Origin of the sequence: Aminobacter sp. MET-1, from assembly GCF_026521175.1 — a bacterium.
Taxonomy (GTDB): domain Bacteria; phylum Pseudomonadota; class Alphaproteobacteria; order Rhizobiales; family Rhizobiaceae; genus Aminobacter.
In genome coordinates this window covers 192490-212821 of record NZ_JAMSHL010000009.1, presented here as the reverse complement: position 1 = coordinate 212821, position 20332 = coordinate 192490, and the positions used below count along the sequence as shown (strand labels likewise).

23 protein-coding genes and 1 tRNA gene are annotated in these 20332 nt (G+C 63.6%); 11 read left to right on the top strand and 13 right to left on the bottom strand.

The window, feature by feature from the left end; all coding sequences use genetic code 11:
- The first annotated feature begins 122 nt into the window (after positions 1-122).
- From NDO48_RS15400 to NDO48_RS15350, 11 genes are all read left to right on the top strand, one after another.
- A complete protein-coding gene (locus NDO48_RS15400; RefSeq protein WP_267321741.1) occupies positions 123-1079 on the top strand; it encodes an NAD(P)H-dependent flavin oxidoreductase in 957 nt (318 codons plus the stop codon).
- A 226-nt stretch (positions 1080-1305) separates the two neighbouring features.
- Positions 1306-1381: transfer RNA gene (locus tag NDO48_RS15395), tRNA-Thr, on the top strand.
- Positions 1382-1752: 371 nt separating this feature from the next.
- Positions 1753-2076, top strand: a complete 324-nt coding sequence (locus tag NDO48_RS15390) for a hypothetical protein (RefSeq protein WP_040456521.1) — start codon at positions 1753-1755, stop codon at positions 2074-2076.
- Between the two features lie 186 nt (positions 2077-2262).
- Complete coding sequence (locus tag NDO48_RS15385) at positions 2263-2565, top strand: hypothetical protein (RefSeq protein WP_026226871.1); 303 nt, start codon at positions 2263-2265, stop codon at positions 2563-2565.
- A 382-nt stretch (positions 2566-2947) separates the two neighbouring features.
- Entirely contained in the window at positions 2948-3229 is a 282-nt protein-coding gene (locus NDO48_RS15380) for a DUF2218 domain-containing protein (protein ID WP_026226870.1), read from the top strand.
- 367 nt (positions 3230-3596) lie between these two features.
- Positions 3597-3860, top strand: coding sequence for a hypothetical protein (locus tag NDO48_RS15375; RefSeq protein ID WP_157632684.1), 264 nt, complete (start codon positions 3597-3599; stop codon positions 3858-3860).
- Between the two features lie 135 nt (positions 3861-3995).
- On the top strand, positions 3996-4787 hold the full coding sequence (locus tag NDO48_RS15370) for a hypothetical protein (protein WP_018426425.1): 792 nt from the start codon (positions 3996-3998) through the stop codon (positions 4785-4787).
- 79 nt (positions 4788-4866) lie between these two features.
- On the top strand, positions 4867-5418 hold the full coding sequence (locus NDO48_RS15365; RefSeq protein WP_018426424.1) for a cytochrome b: 552 nt from the start codon (positions 4867-4869) through the stop codon (positions 5416-5418).
- A gap of 79 nt (positions 5419-5497) precedes the next feature.
- A complete protein-coding gene (locus NDO48_RS15360; RefSeq protein WP_018426423.1) occupies positions 5498-6175 on the top strand; it encodes a response regulator transcription factor in 678 nt (225 codons plus the stop codon).
- The gene (locus NDO48_RS15355) at positions 6162-7523 is read left to right on the top strand and encodes a sensor histidine kinase (RefSeq protein WP_018426422.1); all 1362 of its coding nucleotides are present in this window, start codon (positions 6162-6164) and stop codon (positions 7521-7523) included. Before NDO48_RS15360 ends, NDO48_RS15355 begins: the two co-directional genes overlap by 14 nt.
- 105 nt (positions 7524-7628) lie before the next feature.
- Positions 7629-8060, top strand: a complete 432-nt coding sequence (locus tag NDO48_RS15350; RefSeq protein WP_267321740.1) for a GFA family protein — start codon at positions 7629-7631, stop codon at positions 8058-8060.
- 90 nt (positions 8061-8150) lie between these two features.
- On the opposite strand, the gene NDO48_RS15345 is transcribed toward NDO48_RS15350, so the two are convergent.
- From NDO48_RS15345 to NDO48_RS15285, 13 genes are all read right to left on the bottom strand, one after another.
- Positions 8151-8405, bottom strand: a complete 255-nt coding sequence (locus tag NDO48_RS15345) for a GlsB/YeaQ/YmgE family stress response membrane protein (RefSeq protein ID WP_018426420.1) — start codon at positions 8403-8405, stop codon at positions 8151-8153.
- Positions 8406-8573: 168 nt separating this feature from the next.
- On the bottom strand, positions 8574-8762 hold the full coding sequence (locus tag NDO48_RS15340; RefSeq protein ID WP_018426419.1) for a YegP family protein: 189 nt from the start codon (positions 8760-8762) through the stop codon (positions 8574-8576).
- Positions 8763-8901: 139 nt separating this feature from the next.
- The gene (locus NDO48_RS15335; protein ID WP_018426418.1) at positions 8902-9405 is read right to left on the bottom strand and encodes an L-2-amino-thiazoline-4-carboxylic acid hydrolase; all 504 of its coding nucleotides are present in this window, start codon (positions 9403-9405) and stop codon (positions 8902-8904) included.
- The gene (locus NDO48_RS15330) at positions 9402-10190 is read right to left on the bottom strand and encodes an ATP-binding cassette domain-containing protein (protein ID WP_018426417.1); all 789 of its coding nucleotides are present in this window, start codon (positions 10188-10190) and stop codon (positions 9402-9404) included. Before NDO48_RS15330 ends, NDO48_RS15335 begins: the two co-directional genes overlap by 4 nt.
- Positions 10187-10963: an ABC transporter ATP-binding protein gene (locus NDO48_RS15325; RefSeq protein ID WP_018426416.1), complete on the bottom strand. Its 777-nt coding sequence runs from the start codon at positions 10961-10963 to the stop codon at positions 10187-10189. Before NDO48_RS15325 ends, NDO48_RS15330 begins: the two co-directional genes overlap by 4 nt.
- Positions 10960-11787, bottom strand: a complete 828-nt coding sequence (locus NDO48_RS15320; protein ID WP_018426415.1) for an ABC transporter permease — start codon at positions 11785-11787, stop codon at positions 10960-10962. The genes NDO48_RS15325 and NDO48_RS15320 overlap by 4 nt, the downstream gene beginning before the upstream one ends.
- Positions 11784-12770: an ABC transporter permease gene (locus NDO48_RS15315; protein ID WP_267321739.1), complete on the bottom strand. Its 987-nt coding sequence runs from the start codon at positions 12768-12770 to the stop codon at positions 11784-11786. Before NDO48_RS15315 ends, NDO48_RS15320 begins: the two co-directional genes overlap by 4 nt.
- A 289-nt stretch (positions 12771-13059) precedes the next feature.
- On the bottom strand, positions 13060-14667 hold the full coding sequence (locus tag NDO48_RS15310; protein WP_026226868.1) for an ABC transporter substrate-binding protein: 1608 nt from the start codon (positions 14665-14667) through the stop codon (positions 13060-13062).
- A gap of 239 nt (positions 14668-14906) precedes the next feature.
- Positions 14907-15734: an ABC transporter ATP-binding protein gene (locus NDO48_RS15305; protein WP_018426412.1), complete on the bottom strand. Its 828-nt coding sequence runs from the start codon at positions 15732-15734 to the stop codon at positions 14907-14909.
- Positions 15731-16582 carry an ABC transporter ATP-binding protein gene (locus tag NDO48_RS15300; RefSeq protein WP_018426411.1) on the bottom strand — a complete coding sequence of 284 codons (852 nt, stop codon included), beginning with the start codon at positions 16580-16582 and terminating at the stop codon, positions 15731-15733. The genes NDO48_RS15305 and NDO48_RS15300 overlap by 4 nt, the downstream gene beginning before the upstream one ends.
- Before the next feature lies 1 nt (position 16583).
- Positions 16584-17492: an ABC transporter permease subunit gene (locus tag NDO48_RS15295; protein ID WP_018426410.1), complete on the bottom strand. Its 909-nt coding sequence runs from the start codon at positions 17490-17492 to the stop codon at positions 16584-16586.
- Between the two features lie 9 nt (positions 17493-17501).
- The gene (locus NDO48_RS15290; protein WP_018426409.1) at positions 17502-18506 is read right to left on the bottom strand and encodes an ABC transporter permease subunit; all 1005 of its coding nucleotides are present in this window, start codon (positions 18504-18506) and stop codon (positions 17502-17504) included.
- 109 nt (positions 18507-18615) lie between these two features.
- A complete protein-coding gene (locus NDO48_RS15285; RefSeq protein WP_018426408.1) occupies positions 18616-20211 on the bottom strand; it encodes an ABC transporter substrate-binding protein in 1596 nt (531 codons plus the stop codon).
- Positions 20212-20332: the final 121 nt, after the last annotated feature.

The window sequence follows — 20332 nt, the reverse complement described above, 5'->3', positions numbered from 1 at the left end:
GCATTGCCCGTGAGCCTCCTGTTCGCCCCGTCACCGTCGGCGCGAACCGGCGCATTGCCGCCCCGGCACGATCTGGTATAGAAGTGACGTTTACGGAAACGTCAAAATGACGGGAGCGACACGTGGCATTGCCTGACATCCTCAAGAAGAAGCTGCGCGTTCCCGTTGTCGGCGCGCCCCTGTTCATCATATCGCACCCGCCGCTTGTGCTGGCGCAATGCAAGGCCGGCATCGTCGGCTCCTTCCCCGCACTCAACGCCCGCCCCGAGGCGCAGCTCGACGAATGGCTGGCCATGGTGACGGAAGACCTTGCCGCTCACGATGCTGCCAATCCGGACCGGCCGGCAGCGCCCTTCGCCGTCAACCAGATCGTCCACCGCTCCAACACCCGGCTCGAACACGATCTGCGCCTGTGCGTGAAATACAAGGTGCCGATCGTCATCTCGTCGCTGGGCGCTGTCGAGGAAGTCAACCAGGCCGTCCATTCCTATGGCGGCATCGTGCTGCACGACATCATCCACGACCGCCACGCCCGCAAGGCGATCAAGATGGGCGCCGATGGCCTGATCGCGGTCGCGGCCGGCGCCGGCGGCCATGCCGGCACGCTGTCACCCTTTGCCCTGATCCAGGAAATCCGGCAGTGGTTCGACGGCCCGCTGCTGCTGTCAGGCGCCATCGCCAATGGCGGTGCAGTGCTCGCTGCCCAGGCCATGGGCGCCGATCTCGCCTATATCGGCTCGCCCTTCATCGCCACCGAGGAGGCCCGCGCCGCCGACGCCTACAAGCAGATGATCGTCGAATCCAAGGCGGCCGACATCGTCTACTCCAATCTCTTCACCGGCATCCACGGCAATTATCTCAAGGGCTCGGTCCGCGCCTCGGGCATGGACCCCGACAACCTCGCCGTCGCCGACCCTTCCAAGATGGATTTCGAGGAAGCGGCCAAATACAAGGCCTGGAAGGATATCTGGGGCTGCGGCCAGGGCATTGGCGTCGTCGACAAGGTGGTGCCGGTGACCGAGCTGGTCGACCGTCTGGCCCGGGAGTATGCCGAAGCCAAGGCCAGACTGACGGCCTGAACCGACAGCCGAATGGCCTGATAAGCGACGGATTGCGGCGCCCTGCCCGTCATGGCCAGGGCTCCATCAGGAGCATATTCTGGCCCGCCGAGCACAATGCCAAATCGAGACGGGCCGCGCGTTTACGCCGTCTGACAAAAGGCTCAGAAGGCGTCTTGCAATCGCGGCGCTTTGAAGTTATCAGGCACACATCGTCGCGCGGCCAAAAGGGTTGCGCTGCCTGGAAGCCGCTTTAGCTCAGTTGGTAGAGCACATCATTCGTAATGATGGGGTCAGGTGTTCGAGTCACCTAAGCGGCACCAAAATCTCTCAAGAAAATTAGAAGCTTGCGAAGCTCCACGCTGGACGTGTCATTGGTCGCGGAGCCAAGGCTGCGGTCCGGATGTGCTGGGCGCTGTCAGGATGAAGCGTGCCCAGGCTGATCGTGATCGCCCTGCGAACATCACGACACACCGCCGATCGGCACGCCCTGGGCACATTCATGACCGGGTGAGCGGACGGCGGCGAGAGCCGCGACCCAGAATTGTCGCCTCAATGGCCGGCGCGGGTGAAACGGAGGGCCGAACGGCACCCGTCTGCTCGCACCTGGACCCACATGGGTTGACATTACATTAATCAGGGGTGAACCCGACAGTCGGGGTGCGCTGGATCGCCCTAGAGGAGCGTGTGAGATATGAAGACAAGGTTCCTGGCCGTGTTGATGCCCGTTGCGCTAGCGGCATGCTCGACACCGCAGCCCTCCGAGTATGCCGCTTCGCTGTCTCCGCAAGATCCGAAATGGCGGTCGGCGGAATGCGTGAAAATCCGTGCTGCCGCCCGCGACTACGAGGCCGGGGAAAAGCAGACCTTGAGCTTCTCGGCTGGCATGCTCGGCGGGCCCTACGGTCTGGGCATCGCGCTGGCGGGCAAAGAACATCAGGCGAAAAAGCGAAAGCAGCTGGCCCGGGACATGCATCAAAATTGCTCAAGCCTGCCGCTGCCGAAGAGCCTTGAATAGCCGACGCAAGCTGCGGCTTGCAGGCGTGGCTACCCACCACCATTCGGCCGACAATCGATACTGTTCCGTAGCGCCTTGCGCCGGCGTTTGTTCTCAGTGTTCTCCGCCGGTGCCAGACTGCCCCTTTGCTGGAAACCGGTCCCCGATCGCGCTATTGTCCGGCCGGTACCACAGGGAGATGGTGCAATGGCATACAGGCCGAAAATCCCCGAGATGCTCACAGATCATGCTGTGCCGGATGGTGCACAGACGATGGGTGACGATTGGACCGAGGAGTCGGCTCCGGTTTCCGGTGGTGAGCCGGCCTATCAACCACCGCCACCGCCGGCTGGATCGCAATATCAGGCGTATTGCTGGAAATGTAAGGAGTTGGGCATTTTCGAGGGCGAATGGACCGGAGAGCCACGCGCCTACAAAGCCCAGGCCGAGGCGGATTCAACCCAGCACTATGCCGACTTCGGGCATTACGCCGAAGTAGGCACGGTCTAGCGCCGCCTGCCCTGCCCAATCCATCGAGCTAATTGACCCGCTCGTTCGGCGGGCGGACAATCGTGACATGTGGCGGGTGCATCCGGCCGGCGCAAATCCGCAAATCGAGTCTCTGAGTGTTGCGTCGACCCCGCCCCTGTCCTCCCGCGACGCGACATCGGGCGGCCCGCTTGCACGCAGCGGCAAGCGGTTCGCCTGCGCAAAGCCGATCGGCTTCACAATCAACAATTCGAGTTGGCAAATTGCCGGGCGCGGAGCGGATGCGCTTCAACGTCGTCTCGACGCTGCTCTCCCCACGCTTGCCGCCCGGTCCCGCTTCCGCCATGCTTGCGCTCCAGTTTCGGTGGCGATGTCAGTCGCGCCGGACCCGAAAGGAGCTCTCATGCCCAAGTCGATCGCCGTCGTTTCCACCGAGCACGCCAGCCGCTACCTGCAGCAACTGTGCAAACACTGGAGCCACAAGTTCGCGGTGGAATTCTCGTCCGTTCGCGGCCAGATCGATCTCGGCGAGGGCCGCATCGTGCATATGACGGCGGACGACAGCGCGCTGACCGTCGAGGTCGAGGCCGGCGACCTTTTGCGTCTCGAGCAGGTGGTCGCCGACCACATCGCACGCTTTGCGTTTCGTGAAGAGCTGGAGTTCGACTGGGCGCCGGCCGACTGACCGGTCCCGCCTGCGCCGACATTCTTTGCGATGCGTGCCGAAAGCGGGCAGGCCGCCGTCGCTTCATGACGGGATGTCCGAGAGGATCGCGGTCCCACCCAGATCGAAACCACCCGTCCGCGACAGCGGCCACCGCCCAGCCAAACCTCGCATCGCGTCATTACCGCGACATCGCCGCCACCATACCGTTTCGTAAGGTCGACTATCTTGGCTGCCATCGTTGTTTCTTACGAAACCGTAAGCCGTCAGACAGGACCAGTAGACTTCGGCCCCTTAGACATTTCGGCGCCGGACTGGTCCACATGAGTCGACCATCCGCACGTCTGAAGAGCCGCCGGATCTTCCGGCATCCAACGGGATGATGGATATGACGAAAACCCTTGCTGTCACAGCCTTTGCAATCGCAACCACCTTCGCTTCGCTCTCCGGCCTCGCCCACGCGGCCGGTCCGGTTCCCTGCGAGAAAATGATGGGCGACGTCAACGCCGCACTGAAGGCCACCAAGGTCGGCGACGCCGAAAAGGCCAAGGCCGCCGAGCTCAAGGGCAAGGGCCTCGAACGCTGCAAGGCCGACGACGACGCCGGCGCCGACGCGTTCTTCGAACAGGCCCTGAAGGTGCTGGGCGCCTAGAGCGCCACGCGTCCAGAAGGACGCTGCTTCAACACGCTGGAGCGTCTTTTGTGCGTTCCGCAGGATGCGCGGCGCTCCAGCGCGTGGTCACCAGGCCTCTCCCGAGACAGTCCCTGCAACAAGGAAGAGAACGTCATGATGACGCTGTTTAACCGTGGGCAGACGCAGAATAAGGTCCCCGCAGTCACCTTTGACTTCTGGTTGATCAAGCTCCTGGCAGTCACCGTCGGTGAAACCGCCGCCGACTACATGAACCTGGACCTCGATCTCGGACTGGCGACGACCTCATGGCTTCTGAGCGGGCTTCTGATTGTGGCGCTTGCCCTGCAGTTCGCCCAGATTCGCTACATTCCCTGGATTTACTGGGTGACGGTCGTCTTGATAAGCGTCGTCGGCACACTGGTAACCGACAACCTCGTCGACAATTTCGGCGTCAGCCTGGAAGCGTCGACGCTGTTCTTCTCGGTCGTGCTCGCCGCCACATTCGCGCTCTGGTACGCGTTCGAGAGGACGCTCTCGATCCACTCGATCACCACTATGCGGCGCGAGACGTTCTACTGGCTCGCGGTGCTGTTCACCTTCGCGCTTGGCACGGCGGCCGGCGACCTTACCGCCGAAGGCCTCGGCCTCGGCTATCTTGAGACCGGTGTCATCTTCGGCTCGATCATCGCCGCAATCGCGTTTGCCTACTATGCGCTCAACCTCAATGGCATCCTTGCCTTCTGGCTGGCCTACATCCTGACCAGGCCGCTTGGCGCCTCGTTCGGCGACCTGTTCTCGCAGCCCGCGCAATATGGCGGCCTCGGGTTCGGCGCCACCACCACCAGCTTCATCTTCCTCGCCGGCATCGCAGCGCTGATCCTGTTCATGACGGTGACCCAGGCCAGCCGGGCCGCAACATTGCCAGGCGAAACGGCCGCGGATTGAAGCCGTCACGGTTCAAAATCTCGCCGGCGGAGCGATGCCCGCCGGCAAAAGCCCCCACTCGCAACAAGGATGCCCGCAGATGGCCACTTCGGCGACCAGCTACTCGAAACTTCAGATCGCCCTGCACTGGCTCATCGCCACATTGGTGGTGTTCCAGCTTCTGGCAGGCGAAAGCATGACGGCGACCGTCGACGCGCTTGCCGATGGCGGCCAGCCCTCGCCCGCCGACCAGACCCTTGCTACAGTCCACTACTGGATCGGCCTTTCAATCCTCGTGCTTGCCCTTCTCCGGCTCGGCCTGCGCGCCACGTCGGGAACACCCGTGCCCGATCCGGCAACGCCCAGTTGGATGGCACTGGCGGCGAAGGCGATGCACTGGGCCTTCTACGGGCTCTTGTTTGCTACACCCATCACCGGCCTGCTCGCCTATTATTTGTGGGACTGGATGGGTGATGTGCACGCGCTTGCCAAGCCGGTGTTCATCGCCTTCATCGGCATCCACGCTGCGGCAGCACTGTTCCACCACTTCGTGCTCAGGGACACGACCCTGCGCCGCATACTGGTGCCCTCGCCCGCAGCGCCCCACACTTCCACGGCTCGCATCTCTCCCACCCCCACCTCCACGGAATGACCACGAAGTGGTATTAAGGCACATGGCAACCGGCCGGCCGGAAACGGCGCCGAGGCAACGCGCAACGGGGCGAGGCAGCATGCGCATTCTTGTCGTTGAGGACGACAACAAGACCGCGGATTACACAGCGAGGGGTTTTTCCGAGGCCGGACATGTCTGCGACGTCATCGTCGACGGACAGGACGCACTGTTCCAGGCAATGCGGACATCCTACGACGTTCTGGTCATGGACCGCATGGTGCCCAATCTCGACGGCCTGTCGGTAGTCAAGGCGCTCAGGGCGGCGAACGTCAAGACGCCGGTGCTGTTCCTCACTTCCATAGGTGGTGTCGACGACCGGGTCGAAGGCCTGGAAGCCGGCGGCGACGACTATCTGGTCAAGCCCTTCGCCTTCTCCGAGCTTCTGGCGCGGGTCAATGCGCTGTCGCGACGTCCCCCGGTCCAGGACCAGAAGACGGTGCTTGCGGTTGCCGACCTCGAGCTCGATCTCGTCAAGCGACGCGTGACCAGGCGCGGCCAGCCCATAGACCTGCAGCCGCGCGAATTCACCCTGCTCGAGATATTGATGCGCAACGAAGGCAGGGTGCTGACCCGCACCATGCTGCTCGAACGCGTCTGGGACCTGCATTTCGACCCCAAGACCAGTGTCGTCGAAACGCATATGAGCCGGCTTCGCGCCAAGATCGACCGCCCGTTCGACACGCCGCTCCTGCATACGGTGCGCAATACGGGCTACAGCCTGCATGCTCCGCACTAGCCTGTTCCGCAGCACGCCGTTCCGCCTCGCGCTGGGCTTCGGCACGCTTTTCGTCAGCGCATTTTTGGCCATGGGCTTCGTCGCCTATCAGTTGATGCGGGCCGAACTTACGGCCGAACTCGACAAGTCGGCACGCGAGATCTGGGCCATCGTCGCCGCCACCGATACCGACCGCGAGCTCGAGGATATCGTCGCCGCGGTCGACACCTATTCGCGCCTCAGCAAGCGCGAGGACCGCATCTTCGTCCTGCTCGATCCGTCCGGACGGCGCCTTGCCGGCAACTTCTCCAAGCCGCCGACCTCAAGCGGACTGTCGCTGCTCTCGGCTGAAGACGCCGGGGTCGACGGCAATGCCAACTACCGCGTCGTCTCGGGCAAGGTGAACGACAACTGGCTGTCGATCGGCCTCAGCCTCGCCGAAACCGACCGGCTGGCGCTGATCGCGCTCAAGAGCATGGGCTGGGCGCTGGCTATCGTCACGGTAACTGCCTTTGCGCTCAGCGCCATGCTTGCGGCGCGCATCCGCAAGCGCCTCGACAGCATCGCCGATACCATGGTCGACGTCTCCAACGGCAAGCTCGGCGCGCGCATCCCGCTCACCGGCAATGGCGACGACATCGATGCCGTCTCGTCTCAGGTCAACAGCGCGCTGGAACGACTGGCAGCACTTGTCGAGGGCATGCGGCAGGTCAGCAGCGACATCGCCCACGATCTCAAGACACCGCTCAACCGTCTCAAGATGACCATCGATACGGCGATCGGCAAGAACGACAAGGGCAAGCCGGTCACCGACGAACTTGCCGAGGCCCGGGTGGAGAGCGACCGCATCAACGAGACCTTCGATGCTCTCCTGCGCATCGCCCAGATCGAGGCGGGAGCCCGCAAATCGCGTTTCGCCGCAATCGACCTCGGCGAGGTTGTGGGCTCGATGGCCGAAATCTACGCCGACGTCGCCGACGACGACCGCAAGTCGCTTGTGGTCAAGGGCAGCCTGTCGAATCTCCATGCGATAGCGGGCGACCGCGAGCTCCTTGTCCAGATGTTCGCAAATCTGATCGAGAACGCGATCCGCCACTGCCCGGAGGGAACGCGGATCGCCATTTCGGCCGCCAATCTCGGCAATCTTGTCGTCACCGAAATCAGCGACAACGGCCCGGGCATTCCGCCGGCCGAACGCGACAAGGTATTCCAGCGCCTCTACCGCACCGAGAAAAGCCGCACCACGCCGGGCAGCGGCCTGGGGCTGGCACTGGTGCGCGCCGTCGCCGACCTGCACGGTGCCGCACTCACGCTCGACGACAACCGCCCCGGCCTCAAGGTTCGGATCGAGTTTCCCGTTCGCAGCTAGCAGTTCGCCAACAGGGTGCTTATCCCGAGTAACATCAGGCCTCTCACCACAAGCGGGAACGAACAGCCAGATCACGACGTTTCTACGCACGAAGGGAGGCCGGCCATGCAGGACCCTGCTGCAGTGCAAGTCCGAACCGGAAGCTGTCTTTGCCGCGGTGTCACCTTTCGCGTCTGCGGCAATCCGCTTCGCGTCGGCATCTGCCACTGCGCCGACTGCCGAAAGAGCAGCGGCGCACCCTATGCGGCTTACGCCGTGTGGCCCATCGAAGCCTTCAAGCAGGAGACCGGCTACACCAGCACCTATACCGCCCGCAGCTTCTGCACGACCTGCGGCGGCCGCGTTGCGTGGCTAAGCGCAGGCGAAGCGGAAGTTCCGATCGGCAGCCTGGACGAGGTCCCAACCGACCTCGCGCCAAGCTACGAACTCTGGGTCAAGCGGCGCGAGCACTGGCTCGGTCCGCTGACCGGAGCTGCCCAGTTCGATCAGGACAGGAAAGATGTTGCATCGACAGCCGAGGCCGTGCCGGCGGGATAGCCCTTCACGGTTGTCGATGCCAACGCCATGTGTCTCGGCACTAAAGAAAAACCCCGGCCTGTGCCGGGGTTTTTGTCGTTCGCCGTACAGCTAGGCTTGCTTCACCAGCCTCAGCAGTACGAGCAAGATCACGGCGCCTATGGTGGCATGGATGATGGCTGCGATGATGCCCGAGCCCAGGCTGATGCCGAGTGCAGGGAACAGCCAGCCGGCGATGAGCGCGCCGACAATGCCGACAACGACATTGCCGATCAGGCCGAAGCCATAACCCTTGACCAGTTGGCCGGCGAGCCAGCCGGCGACGGCGCCGATAATCAGGAAGATGATCAGGCTTTCGATACCCATGGGATCCCTCCAGGTTCAGGCGCATCGGCCGGATCGCGTCTGGTCGCGATGCGCAGTTTCAACGACGAGCAGGGCACGATCCCGAAAAGTGGTCACCGGTGTCGGACAAGATCATGCCCAATCAGGAACTGGCGGCGGGCCGGCAGGCGGCCCGCCCCGGAAATGCAATCAGGCGACCGCCGTGGTCTGGTCTTCCACCGTTGCAGCCGGCGTATTCTTCTTGATCGACTCGATTGCCTTCAGCGCCGATGCCTTGGCCGAATAGCCTTCCGAACTGAACATCACTTCGCCGTTGGACGCCCTGAAGCGGAACCGGAATTCGCCGCCCTTGTCCTTGTAGACCTCGAATTTGTACATCGCATTTCCTCGTTTCTGCCGGACGCGACTCAACGCGACCGAGGGAATCGTCGCACGAGCAAGCGGCCTAAGTCCATCGCGGTTGCAGGCCCGGCCACTCTGCACGCAGGCGAGCGCCCCCAGACATCGAAAGATGATCTCAGGCGTCGCGGTCGGTCAGACAGATGTGGCAGCAGCCGTTGCCGTGGCCGGGCGTCCAGGTGACGTTGTCGAAACGCACGCCCGTCGCCTCGAACAGGCCGCGGTCGAACGCACTGGCAATCCGGCACAGCGTCGTCAGCGTGCCGTCGCCTACGCCCGCCCCCACCCAGGCGTCCTTCAGTGGGCAGCGCTTGACCTTAAAGGCGATGTGGGTGTCGCTGCGCTCGACGTCGGTCGGATACATGCGCCCGCCATCAGGGCTGACGGCGAGAAAGGCCTCGCCGATGGCGCGGGCATCGTTGGGACCGAACCGGGCAAAGGCAACTTCCGCCACTTCCCGGCCGCGCTTTTCGATCGCCCGCACCAGCAGCTCCTCGGCCTTCGCCTCACCAAGCTCGGCCGACAGTTCCGCGAGCATCAACCGATAGAGGTCGGCTCGATTGCGGAAGGCAGAGTCGAGTTCGGCGGCGAGCTTTTCGGCCCGTATGGCATGTTCGGTCACGAGGCAGTCTCCTTGATAACAGGCAGCTCCGGCGTCGCCGCCACCAGCGCCCTACCGGTAACGGAGGCCGGCGCTGCAATCACCGCAGCCGCCGCGCCCTGCTCGACGATGCGGCCTGCATCCATGATGGCGATGCGATGGGCGATGGCGCGCACCGCGCCCAGATCATGCGAGATGAAGAGGTATGCGATGCCCTCTTCGGCCTGCAGTTCCCTGAGTAGCCGCAGGATATCGCCGCGCACCAGCACGTCGAGTGCCGCCACCGCTTCGTCGAGCACGATCAGCCGGGGCCTTGCCGAAATCGCCCGGGCAATCGCCACGCGCTGGCGCTGGCCGCCCGAGATCTCATGCACCCGGCGACCGGCGAGTTCGGGCGAAAGCCCGACACGCGCGAGCAGCGCTGCGATTGCCCGAGGCCGCTGCGCGCGACCGGCCAAGCCGTGGATGCGCAACGGATCGTCGATCAGCCGCGCCACCGTGGCGCGCGGATTGAAGGCTGCAAGCGGGTCCTGGAACACCATCTGCAGCTTCGGCCTGACGGCGCGAAGGGCTTCTCCGCGGAGGCCGAGCAGGTCCTCGCCATCAAAGCGGATTTGGCCTGCATCAGGCTCGACCAGTCTCAGCAGTATGCGCGCGATCGTCGATTTGCCCGAGCCCGATGGACCGACCAGCGCCAACGTCTCGCCGGTTGTTATGTCGAACGATACGCCGTCGAGTGCAGCGAAATCCCTGTCGCCGCGCCGGTAACGTTTCGACAGCCCCTCGACCTGCAGCAAGGCGCTCATATCCGTGCCTCGGCATGGGCATCGAGCCCGAGATGCGCGGCAAGCAGCGCACGGCTGTAGTTGGTCTTCGGCCGAGATACCAACTCCGCCGTCATAGCCATCTCGACCATGCGGCCATGGCGGAAGACAGCGATGCGGTCGGCATGGTTGGCGGCGAGTGCGATGTCGTGGCTGACGAAGATCAGCGCCATGCCGTCCTCAGTCACCAACTCGCGGATCAGCGCCACGATCTCGGCCTGCACGATGGTGTCGAGCGCGCTCGTCGCCTCGTCGGCGATCAAAAGTCGTGGCCGCGCAGCAATCGCGGCCGCAATCGCCACGCGCTGCTTCTGCCCGCCAGAGAGCTGGTGCGGATAAGAATGCGCAAGTACCGCCGGCTCCGGCAGTTGCACCCGGTCGAGCAACTCGACCGCCAAGCGGCGCGCGGCGCGCCAATTCAGGCCGAGATTGGCATGCGCCACTTCGGCCACCTGATCACCGACCGACATGACCGGGTCGAGGCTCGACGCCGGGTCCTGGAAGACGAAACCGATGTCGCCGCCATTGCGCGCCGGCTGATCAAGCCCCGGCCACGCGAGCGTGCCTTGAAGTGTGGCCGTTTGCGGCAACAGCCCGGCCACGGCACGCGCCAGCGTGCTCTTGCCCGAACCGCTTTCGCCGATGATCGCCAGCCTTTCGCCGGCTGCGAGATCAAGGTCGACGTCTTCAAGTGCGGGCGTAGCAGCGCCCCTGTAGCGCACGCCAAGTCCGCGCAGGGACAACAGCCGCGTCATGCCTGCCCCTCCCGAGCCGCCGAGCTTTCGACCACGCCCTCGCCGGCGAGGTAGACGCCGAGCACCGCCAGCACCAATGCGATGCCGGGGATGACGGAAAGGTAAGGCGCCGAACGCAGCACCGCCCTGCCCTCCGCGATCATGCCACCCCAGGTCACGCGGTTGGGGTCGCCGAGACCGAGGAAGGACAGCGCTGCCTCGGTCAGGATGGCGGCGGCCACGATTACCGACGACAGCGCCAGTACAGGCGGCAACGCATTGGGCAGCACCTCGCGGAAGGCGATCTCGACCGGGTTCATGCCGATGACCCGTGCCGAGGCGACAAAGTCGCGCTCGCGGATCGACAGCACTTCGGCACGGGCAATGCGTGCCGGTCCGGTCCAGGCACTGAGTGCAATCGCGACCACCACCACTGTAAGCGACGCCCCGACAACGCTGACCAGCGCCAGCGACAGCAGGAAGCCCGGAACCGTCTGGAAGGCGTCGGTGATGCGCATCAGCACCTCGTCGACCAGCCCACCAGCAAAGCCCGCCACCGTACCGACGATGCTGCCGACGAGGATCGAGGCAGCGGCGGCGGCGAGCCCAACGGCCAGCGACGTGCGGGCACCATGGAACAGCCCCGCCAGCACGTCGCGGCCGAGACGGTCGGTGCCGAGCGGCAGCGCCCAATCCTGGAAAGGCCGCAGCAGCGGCTGACCGGCAATCGCCAGCGGATCGCCGGGGAACAGCAACGGGGCGGCCAGCGCCATAGCGGCAAGCAGACCGAGGATGGCGAAGCCGGCAACGGCCTCAGGCAAACGCAACAGGCGACCGAGATTCATGCGTTCGCCTCGCTGGCGCCGACGCGCGGGTCGAGCGCGGCATAGGCGATGTCGACCAGCAAGTTGATGACGATCACCAACACGGCGCTGACGAGAATGATGCCGATCAGCAGCGGCGTGTCGCGCGACCCCACCGCCTCCTGCGCCAGCCGGCCGAGGCCCGGCACCGAAAACACGCTTTCGATCACCACGCTGCCGCCCAGCATCTGTGCCGACTGCAGGCCCAGCATGGTGACCAGCGGTAACAGCGCGTTGCGGGCGACATGGCTCATCACGATACGCCGCCTCGGAATGCCGCGCGCACGGGCCGCCAGGGTAAAATCCATGCGCCAGACCTCGGCCATGCCCGCCCGCATCATGCGGAGATAGAGCGCAAGATAGATCAGGCCGAGGCTCGTTACCGGCAGCACCATGTGCCAGGCGATGTCGAGCGCCCGGGCATGGCCGGTCTTGCCTGATGCAATGGTCTCCATGCCCGAAAGTGGCAGCCAGCGCAGCTCGACCGAAAAGACGATGGTCAGCACCAGCGCCAGCCAGAAGCCGGGCACGGCGTAGAGCGCCAGCGAGCCGATCGACAGGAAGCGGTCGCGGGCGCTGCCGGGCCGCGCCCCCGCTATGATGCCGAGCGCTGTTCCAAGCGCGAAGGACAACGCGGTTGCCGCCCCCATCAAGAGCAGCGTGTTCGGGAGCCGCTCCAGAACGACATCCAGCACCGGCCGGGAGAAGGCGACCGAATGGCCGAGATCGAGATGCAACAGCGCCCAGAGATAGGCGACAAGCCGCGTCATCGGCGAGGCATCCAGCCCCCAGCTCTGCCGCAGCGCCTCGATCATGCCGGCATCGCCGCCGACCGAAGCGACATAGGCGTCGACCGCGTCGCCGGGGGCGGCTTCGAGCAGCAGGAACGAGCCTATGACCACGATCAGCAGCACCGGAATGCTGCCGACCAGCCGGCGTTTCAGCAGGCGCCAGGCGCGGTTCATCTGCCTACCCTCCCCTTGTGGGGAGGAGTTGCCGAGTGCGGGTGGAGGTTGTCGGAGCACGGCAGTTACCCCCACCCCTAGCCCCTCCCCAAAAGGGGGAGGGGAATTCCGGCGCTACCACCTCTGTCAAAGCGAGCAGCCCAAACGAAGGGAGCGCAAATGGAGGGCGCACGACATCAAATCCCCCTCCCCCTTGTGGGGAGAGGTAAGGGTTGAGGGCATGTTCAGGCACTGCTACGTCCAGAGGCATACTCAGTAACGGATCATCATCCCAGCTCAGGCGATGATGTCACGTTTCGACATAGGTGTCCGCCCAGTTCGAAACCGCCCAGCGCGGGTTATTCGACACGTTCTTGACCGTGTCACGCGCCACCGTGATGAAGCCCCATTCGGCGACGTTGATCAGCGGCAGATCGGCCGCCACCTTCTTCTGGAACTCCTTGTAGAGCTCGATGCGCGCCGCGGGATCCAGCGTCTCCGCCGCCTTGGCGATCAGCGCGTCGAGCTCGTCGTTCTTGTAGCCGCCCTGGTTGGAGAACGGCACGCCGTCGGGGATACCCGACTGTACCAGGATGGTGGTCGAGATCGCCGGGTCGCCGCGGAACACCGGCGGCGCAATGGCGATGTCGAAGGCATGGTCGGTGTAGACGGCTTTCTGATGCGCGGCCGAGTCATTGTTGACGATCTCGGCTTCGATGCCGACTGCGGCCAGCGCCTGGCGCAGATAATCGCCAAACTGTTTGGTCTCGTTGAAATAGGGCGCCGGCAGAAGCTTCAGGGCAAAACGCTTGCCGTCGTCCTTCCTGGCGTAACCGGCTTCGTCCAGCAGTGCATTTGCCTTGGCGACGTCGAAGCCGTAGGTCGCAACGTCGGGCGTGTAGAACTGCTTGTCATTCTGCGGCACGATGCCGGTCGCCGGCTTGGCGTAACCCAAGAACACCGTCTTGACGACGAAGTCCCTGTCGATGGTATGCGCGATCGCCTGGCGCACCTTGAGGTCTGCCAGTTCCTTGCGGCGATGATTGATCTCGACCACCAGTTGGTAAGTCAGCGCTTCATAGCCTTCTGATATCACCTTGATGCCAGGCACCTTGGAGATGCGTTCGAGGTCGGCCAAGGGCACGGCCGAGAAGGCCGCGAGCTGGATCTCTTCGGCCTCCAGCGCGCCGGCCGCCGCTGCCCGGTCGGGCAGCACACGATAGATGATCTCGTCGAGCGCGGGCTCGTTCTCGCCCCAATATTTGTCGTTGCGAGCGAGCCGGTAATATTCTCCCGGCTTGTGCTCGGCGAACGTGAACGGGCCCGTGCCGACAGGCGCGTTGTTGGCGGGGTTCGCGGCGATATCGCTGCCTTCGTAGATGTGCTTTGGCACCACCGACGTCAGCGCCGGCAGCGCGTTGCGGATCAGTTGCAGCGGCGTCGGCTTGGAGAACTTGAAGACGGCCGTGTGCGCATCAGGCGTCTCGACCGCCTCCAGGTTCTTGAACACGACGCGACCGAGATTCTGCAACGGCTTCCATATGTTGAGCGCCGAGAACGCCACGTCGGCCGAGGTGAACGGCTTGCCGTCGTGCCAGGTCACACCCTCGCGCAGCTTGAAGGTTACCGACAGGCCGTCCACGGAGCCTTCCCAACTCGTCGCCAGCCGTGGCGCGAGCCCGCCCTCGCCGTCGAACGAGGCTTCTGCAAGCGGTTCGATCACCTTGCTCGACACGAAGAACACGCCGTTGGAGGCAACGATGGCCGGATTGAGGTTACGCGGCTCGGAATCGGCGGCGACAACCAGCCGTCCACCCTTTTTCGCTTGGCTCCAGCCGATCGACGGCAGGGCCGTCGAGGCCAGGAGAAACGCCGACCCCGCCAAAAGCTTGCGCCTGGAAATATCAAAACCCGCCATATCCGCCTCCATGCATCAGGCCCGGCATCAGGGCCGATCCTTCAAATCGATGCCGCGGATTATGATCGGCGCCAGAGCTTTTGCGAGAGACGAAATTGGCGTTTTGGGGCCGTGGCCCAAAACATTGTGCTCATTGTGCAAACAACAGCGCGTCACGCGCCGCTGAAAATGCATCGGCCCGGAAATCGAAATCGATCTCCGGGCCGATGCATCAAGCCGTCAGTGGAAGATGGGTGCCGTCAGGCAGCCTTCTTCCTGGCGAGGCGGGCGCGGATGCTTTCGACATCGGCGCGCGGCGTCGCGGCAAACAGGGTCTTGGTGTAACTGTGCTTGGGATCGGCAAACACCTCGTCGCGGCTGCCATATTCGACCGCCTCGCCGAAATACATCACCATCACATCGTCGGCGATGTAACGCACGACGCTGAGGTCGTGGCTGATGAAGACGTAGGTCAGCTTGAACTCGTCCTGCAGGTCGGCAAGCAGGTTCAGCACCTGTGCCTGCACCGACAGGTCGAGCGCCGAGACCGGCTCGTCCAGTACCAGAAGCTTCGGGTTCAGCATCAGCGCGCGCGCGATGGCGATGCGCTGGCGCTGGCCGCCCGAAAACATGTGCGGGTAGCGGTTGTAGTGCTTCTCCTCGAGGCCAACCTTCTTCAACAGCGTCATCGCCCGGTCGCGACGTTCGTCGGCAGGGGTGTTGGTGTTGATGACCAGCGGTTCGGTGAGAATGTCGCCGATCTTCTGGCGCGGGTTGAGCGAGCCATAGGGGTTCTGGAAGACGATCTGCACCTTGCGGCGCATCTCCGCCGTCATGTCGCCCTTGGCGATGTCGATCTTCTTGCCTTCGATCAGCAGGTCGCCCGACGTCGCCGGGTCGATCAGCGTCAGGATGCGGCCGAGCGTGGACTTGCCGCAGCCGCTTTCGCCGACGATGGCAAGCGTCTTGCCCTGCTCGACGCTGAAGCTCACGCCCTTGACCGCGTGCACGGTCTTGGCCTTTTTCAGCAGGCTGCCCGGCACATGATAGTCGCGCACGATGTTGCGTGCTTCGAGAATGACGCTCATCGTGCTGCCCCTTCCATCTGGTCGTCGACAAACAGCTCGGAGATCGTCGGCAGACGGTCGCCGGTCGCGTTGTCAGGCAAGGCGGCGAGCAGAGCGCGCGTGTAGTTGCTCTTCGGATTCTCGAACAGCGTCAGCACGTCGGCTTCTTCCATCTTGCGGCCCTTGTACTGCACGACCACGCGGTCGGCAGTCTCGGCCACGACGCCCATGTTGTGGGTGATCATGATAAGGCCCATGCCATGGTCGGCCTGCAGCTTCATCAGCAGGTCGAGGATCTGCTTCTGGATCGTCACGTCGAGAGCCGTGGTCGGCTCGTCGGCGATAAGCAGCTTCGGATTGCAGGCAATCGCGATCGCGATCATCACGCGCTGACACTGGCCGCCCGACATCTGGTGCGGATAGGAGCCGAGACGCTCGGCCGGGTCGGGAATGCCGACAGCATCGAACAGTTCGATCGCGCGCTTGCGGCGCGCGGCCTTGTCGAGGCCCAGATGCACACGCAGCACTTCCTCGATCTGGAAGCCGACGGTGAAGCACGGATTGAGGCTCGCCACGGGCTCCTGGAAGATCATGGCAATGTCCTTGCCGATGATCTGGCGCCGTTCGGCTGGTGGCATCGACAGCAGGTCGCGGCCATTGAAGGTCAGCTTGTCGGCCGTGACGTTGGCCGTCCAGGGCAGCAGGCCCATCGCTGCCAGCATCGACACCGACTTGCCCGAACCGGACTCGCCGACGATGGCGAGAACCTCCCCCTCGTGCACCTTCATCGACACGCCGTTGACTGCCCGGAACGGGCCGCTGGCCGTCTGGAACTCGACGACCAGGTTTTCGATTTCAAGAAGCGCCATCTCAGGACCTCTTCAGCTTCGGGTCGAGCGCGTCGCGCAAGCCATCGCCCATCAGGTTGATCGCCAGCACTGTGATCAGGATCGCCACGCCCGGAAGCGTCACCACCCACCACTTGCTCTGGATGAACTCGCGGGCCTCGGCCAGCATCGTGCCCCATTCCGGCGTCGGTGGCTGTGCGCCCATGCCGAGGAAGCCGAGTGCGGCGGCGTCCAGAATAGCGCTCGAAAACGACAGGGTCGCCTGGACGATCAGGGGCGCCATGCAGTTCGGCAGGATCGTCTTGAACATCAGGCGCATGTTGCCTGCGCCCGCCACCTTGGCGGCAACGACATAGTCGCGGGTCTTTTCGCTCATCACCGCGGCGCGCGCCAGGCGCACGAAATGCGGCTGGTAGACCAGCGAGATGGCGATCATCGCGTTGACCAGGCCAGGCCCGAGGATGGCGACCAGCACAAGGGCCAGCAGCAGCGACGGGAAGGCCAGGATGATGTCCATGACGCGCATGATGGCCGTGTCGACCCAGCCGCGGAAATAGCCGGCGATGACACCGAAGATGACGCCGACGACGAGCGACAGCGTGGTCACGATGACGCCGACAAACAGCGAGAACTGGGTGCCGAAGATCAGGCGCGAAAGCATGTCGCGGCCGACGGCGTCGGTGCCGAGCAGGAAGTCGGTGCGGCCGCCTTCCTGCCAGAACGGCGGAACCAGAACCGCGTCGCGGTATTGCTGGGTCGGATCGTGCGGCGCGATCAGCGGCGCGAAGATCGCCAGAAGCACCAGGAAGATGAAGAACACGAGGCCGATAACGGCGCCGCGGTTTTCGGAAAAATAGTACCAGAATTCGGCCAGACGCGCCCTGCGGGACGGGTCAGTCGAAACGGCGCTGGTTGCAGCAGCTTGAGACATGACGCCCTCCTAGTGCCGGATACGCGGATTGATGAGGCCGTACAGCAGGTCGACCGCGAGGTTCACCAACATGATGACGGCGGCGATCAGCAGAAGACCACCCTGGATGACGGCGTAGTCGCGCCGCGATACGGAATCGACCATCCACTTGCCGATGCCCGGCCAGGAGAAGATCGTCTCGGTCAGGATCGCGCCGGCGAGCATGACACCCACCTGCAGGCCGACAGTGGTGACCACCGGGATCATGGCGTTGCGCAGCGCATGGATGCCGACGACACGGAAGGTCGACAGGCCCTTGGCGCGCGCGGTGCGCACATAGTCTTCCGACAGCACTTCGAGCATCGCCGAACGCGTCTGGCGCGCAATGACGGCCAGCGGAATGGTGCCCAAAACGATCGTCGGCAGGATCAGGTGGCTGACGGCCGATTTGAACGCGCCGGCCTGGCCGGACAACAGCGAGTCGATCAGCATGAACCCGGTGACGGGCGGGAAATAGAACATCAGCGAGATGCGGCCGGAGACGGGTGTCCACCCCAGCATGCCGGAAACAAGCATGATCAGCAGCAGGCCCCACCAGAAGATCGGCATCGAGAAGCCGACGAGTGCGGTGCCCATCATCGCCTGGTCGGCGAAGGAACCGCGCTTGATGGCGGCGATCATGCCGGCGGGAATGCCGAGCACGACAGCAAAGATGATGGCGCAGAGCGAAAGCTCGACGGTCGCCGGGAACAGCTCGAAGAACTGGTCGATGACAGGCCGCTTGGTGACGATCGAGGTGCCGAAGTCGCCTTGTACGACACCCCAGAGATAGTCGAGATACTGGACGACGATGGGCCGGTCGAAGCCGAGCTGGGCAGAGATTTCCGCGTGGCGCTCGGGAGACATGACACGTTCGCCCGAAAGGAGGGCTACGGGATCGCCGGGAAGAAGCCGGATGAATGAGAATGCAATGATGGAAACCCCGACGAATGTCGGGATGAGGACGGCTAGCCGTCCCAACAGGAACCGGAGCATGTCGAACCTTTAAGTGAATGTTCCGAGAAAGGTAAGGGTAGCACAAAATGTGCATTGGGGCGCTTGTCATCCAAGCGCCCCAACCCAGGTTGGCCTTGTTTAGGCAACCTTACTCCGTGATGTCAACACCGTCGAAGGCGAAGTCGCCGAGCGGGCTCTGAACGAAGCCTTCAACGCCCTTGCGCATCGGCACAACCGACAGCGAGTGGTCGAGGGTCGCCCAAGGGGCCTGCTTCTTGAACACGACCTGGGCCTCTTCGTAGAGCTTGGTGCGCTCAGCTACGTCGGTGGTGTCCTTGGCCTTCTTCACCAGAGCGTCGAAGTCCTTGTCGCACCACTGAGCGCGGTTGTTGCCGCCAACGGCCGTGCAGCCGAGCAGGGTGTCGAGGAAGTTGTCCGGATCACCATTGTCGCCGGTCCAGCCGAGGATGACGGCGCCGTCACGATCCTTGGCCTTCGACTTGTCGAGGTACTCGGCCCACTCGTAGGAGACGATCTCGACCGTGACGCCAACCTTGGCGAAATCGGACTGGATCAACTCGGCAGCGCGGCGGGCGTTGAGCATGTAGGGACGCGAAACCGGCATCGCCCATACCTTCATCTTGAGATCCTTGACGCCAGCGGCTTCAAGACCCTTCTTCGCTGCTTCCGGATCGTACTTGTCGTCTTCGACGGCCTTGTTGTACGACCACATGGTCGGCGGGATCGGGTTGGTTGCAGGGGTAGCTGCACCCTGGAACACGGCGTCGACGATGGCCTGCTTGTTGATGGCCTGGTTCAGAGCCTTGCGGACCTCAACCTTGTCGAACGGAGCCTGGGTGGTGTTGTAGGCCAGGTACGAGACGTTCAGGCCTTCCTGCTCCATCACCTTCAGGTTCGAGTCAGCCTTCATCGCAGCGACGTCGGCAGCGTTCGGGAACGGCATCAGGTGGCATTCGCCGGCCTTCAGCTTCTGGAAACGAACCGATGCGTCAGGGGTGATCGCGAAGACGAGGTCGTCGATCTTCTGCTTGCCGCCCCAGTAATCCGGGTTGGCCTTGTAGCGGATGATGGCGTCCTGCTGGTAGGCGACGAAGCTGAACGGACCGGTGCCGAGCGGCATCTGGTTCAGCTGGTTCATCTTGCCATCGGCCTGCAGCTTGTCGGCATATTCCTTCGACATGATCGAAGCGAACGGCATGGCGATGTTGGCCAGGAACGGTGCTTCCTTGCGGGTCAGCACGAACTTGACGGTCATGTCGTCGACCTTCTCGACCGACTTGATGACTTCCGGGAAGCCCATGCCGGCTGCGTATTCCCACGAAGCGCCGGTCACGTACTTGTTCCAGGGATTGTCGGCCTTGAGCTGGCGCTCATAGGAGAAGACGACGTCGTCGGCGTTCAGCTCACGCGAAGGCGTGAAGAACTCGGTGGTCTGGAACTTGACGCCCGGACGCAGCTTGAAGGTGTACTCCAGGCCATCGTCGGAAATCGTCCAGCTTTCGGCCAGGCCCGGCTCGGTCTCGGTGGTGCCCTTCTTGAACTCGAGCAGGCGGTTGTAGACGGTGTGCGCAGACGCGTCGAACGTCGTACCGGCGGTGTACAGACCCGGATCGAAGCCCTCCGGCGAACCTTCCGAGCAGTAAACGAACGTCTTAGCGCTCGCCGCACCGCTCAGGACGGTTGCAGCCAGCAACGCGGCCGCAAAGGTCGTTTTTTTAATCATTGAACACTCCCTAATGATTTCCCAAGCCCCTACCTGACAGGCTCGCAGGCGCGCATATAAGCACCGTTCATTCAGCTTTGGAACTCCCCACCTACCTGCCGTTTGGTAAGCAGAATAATTT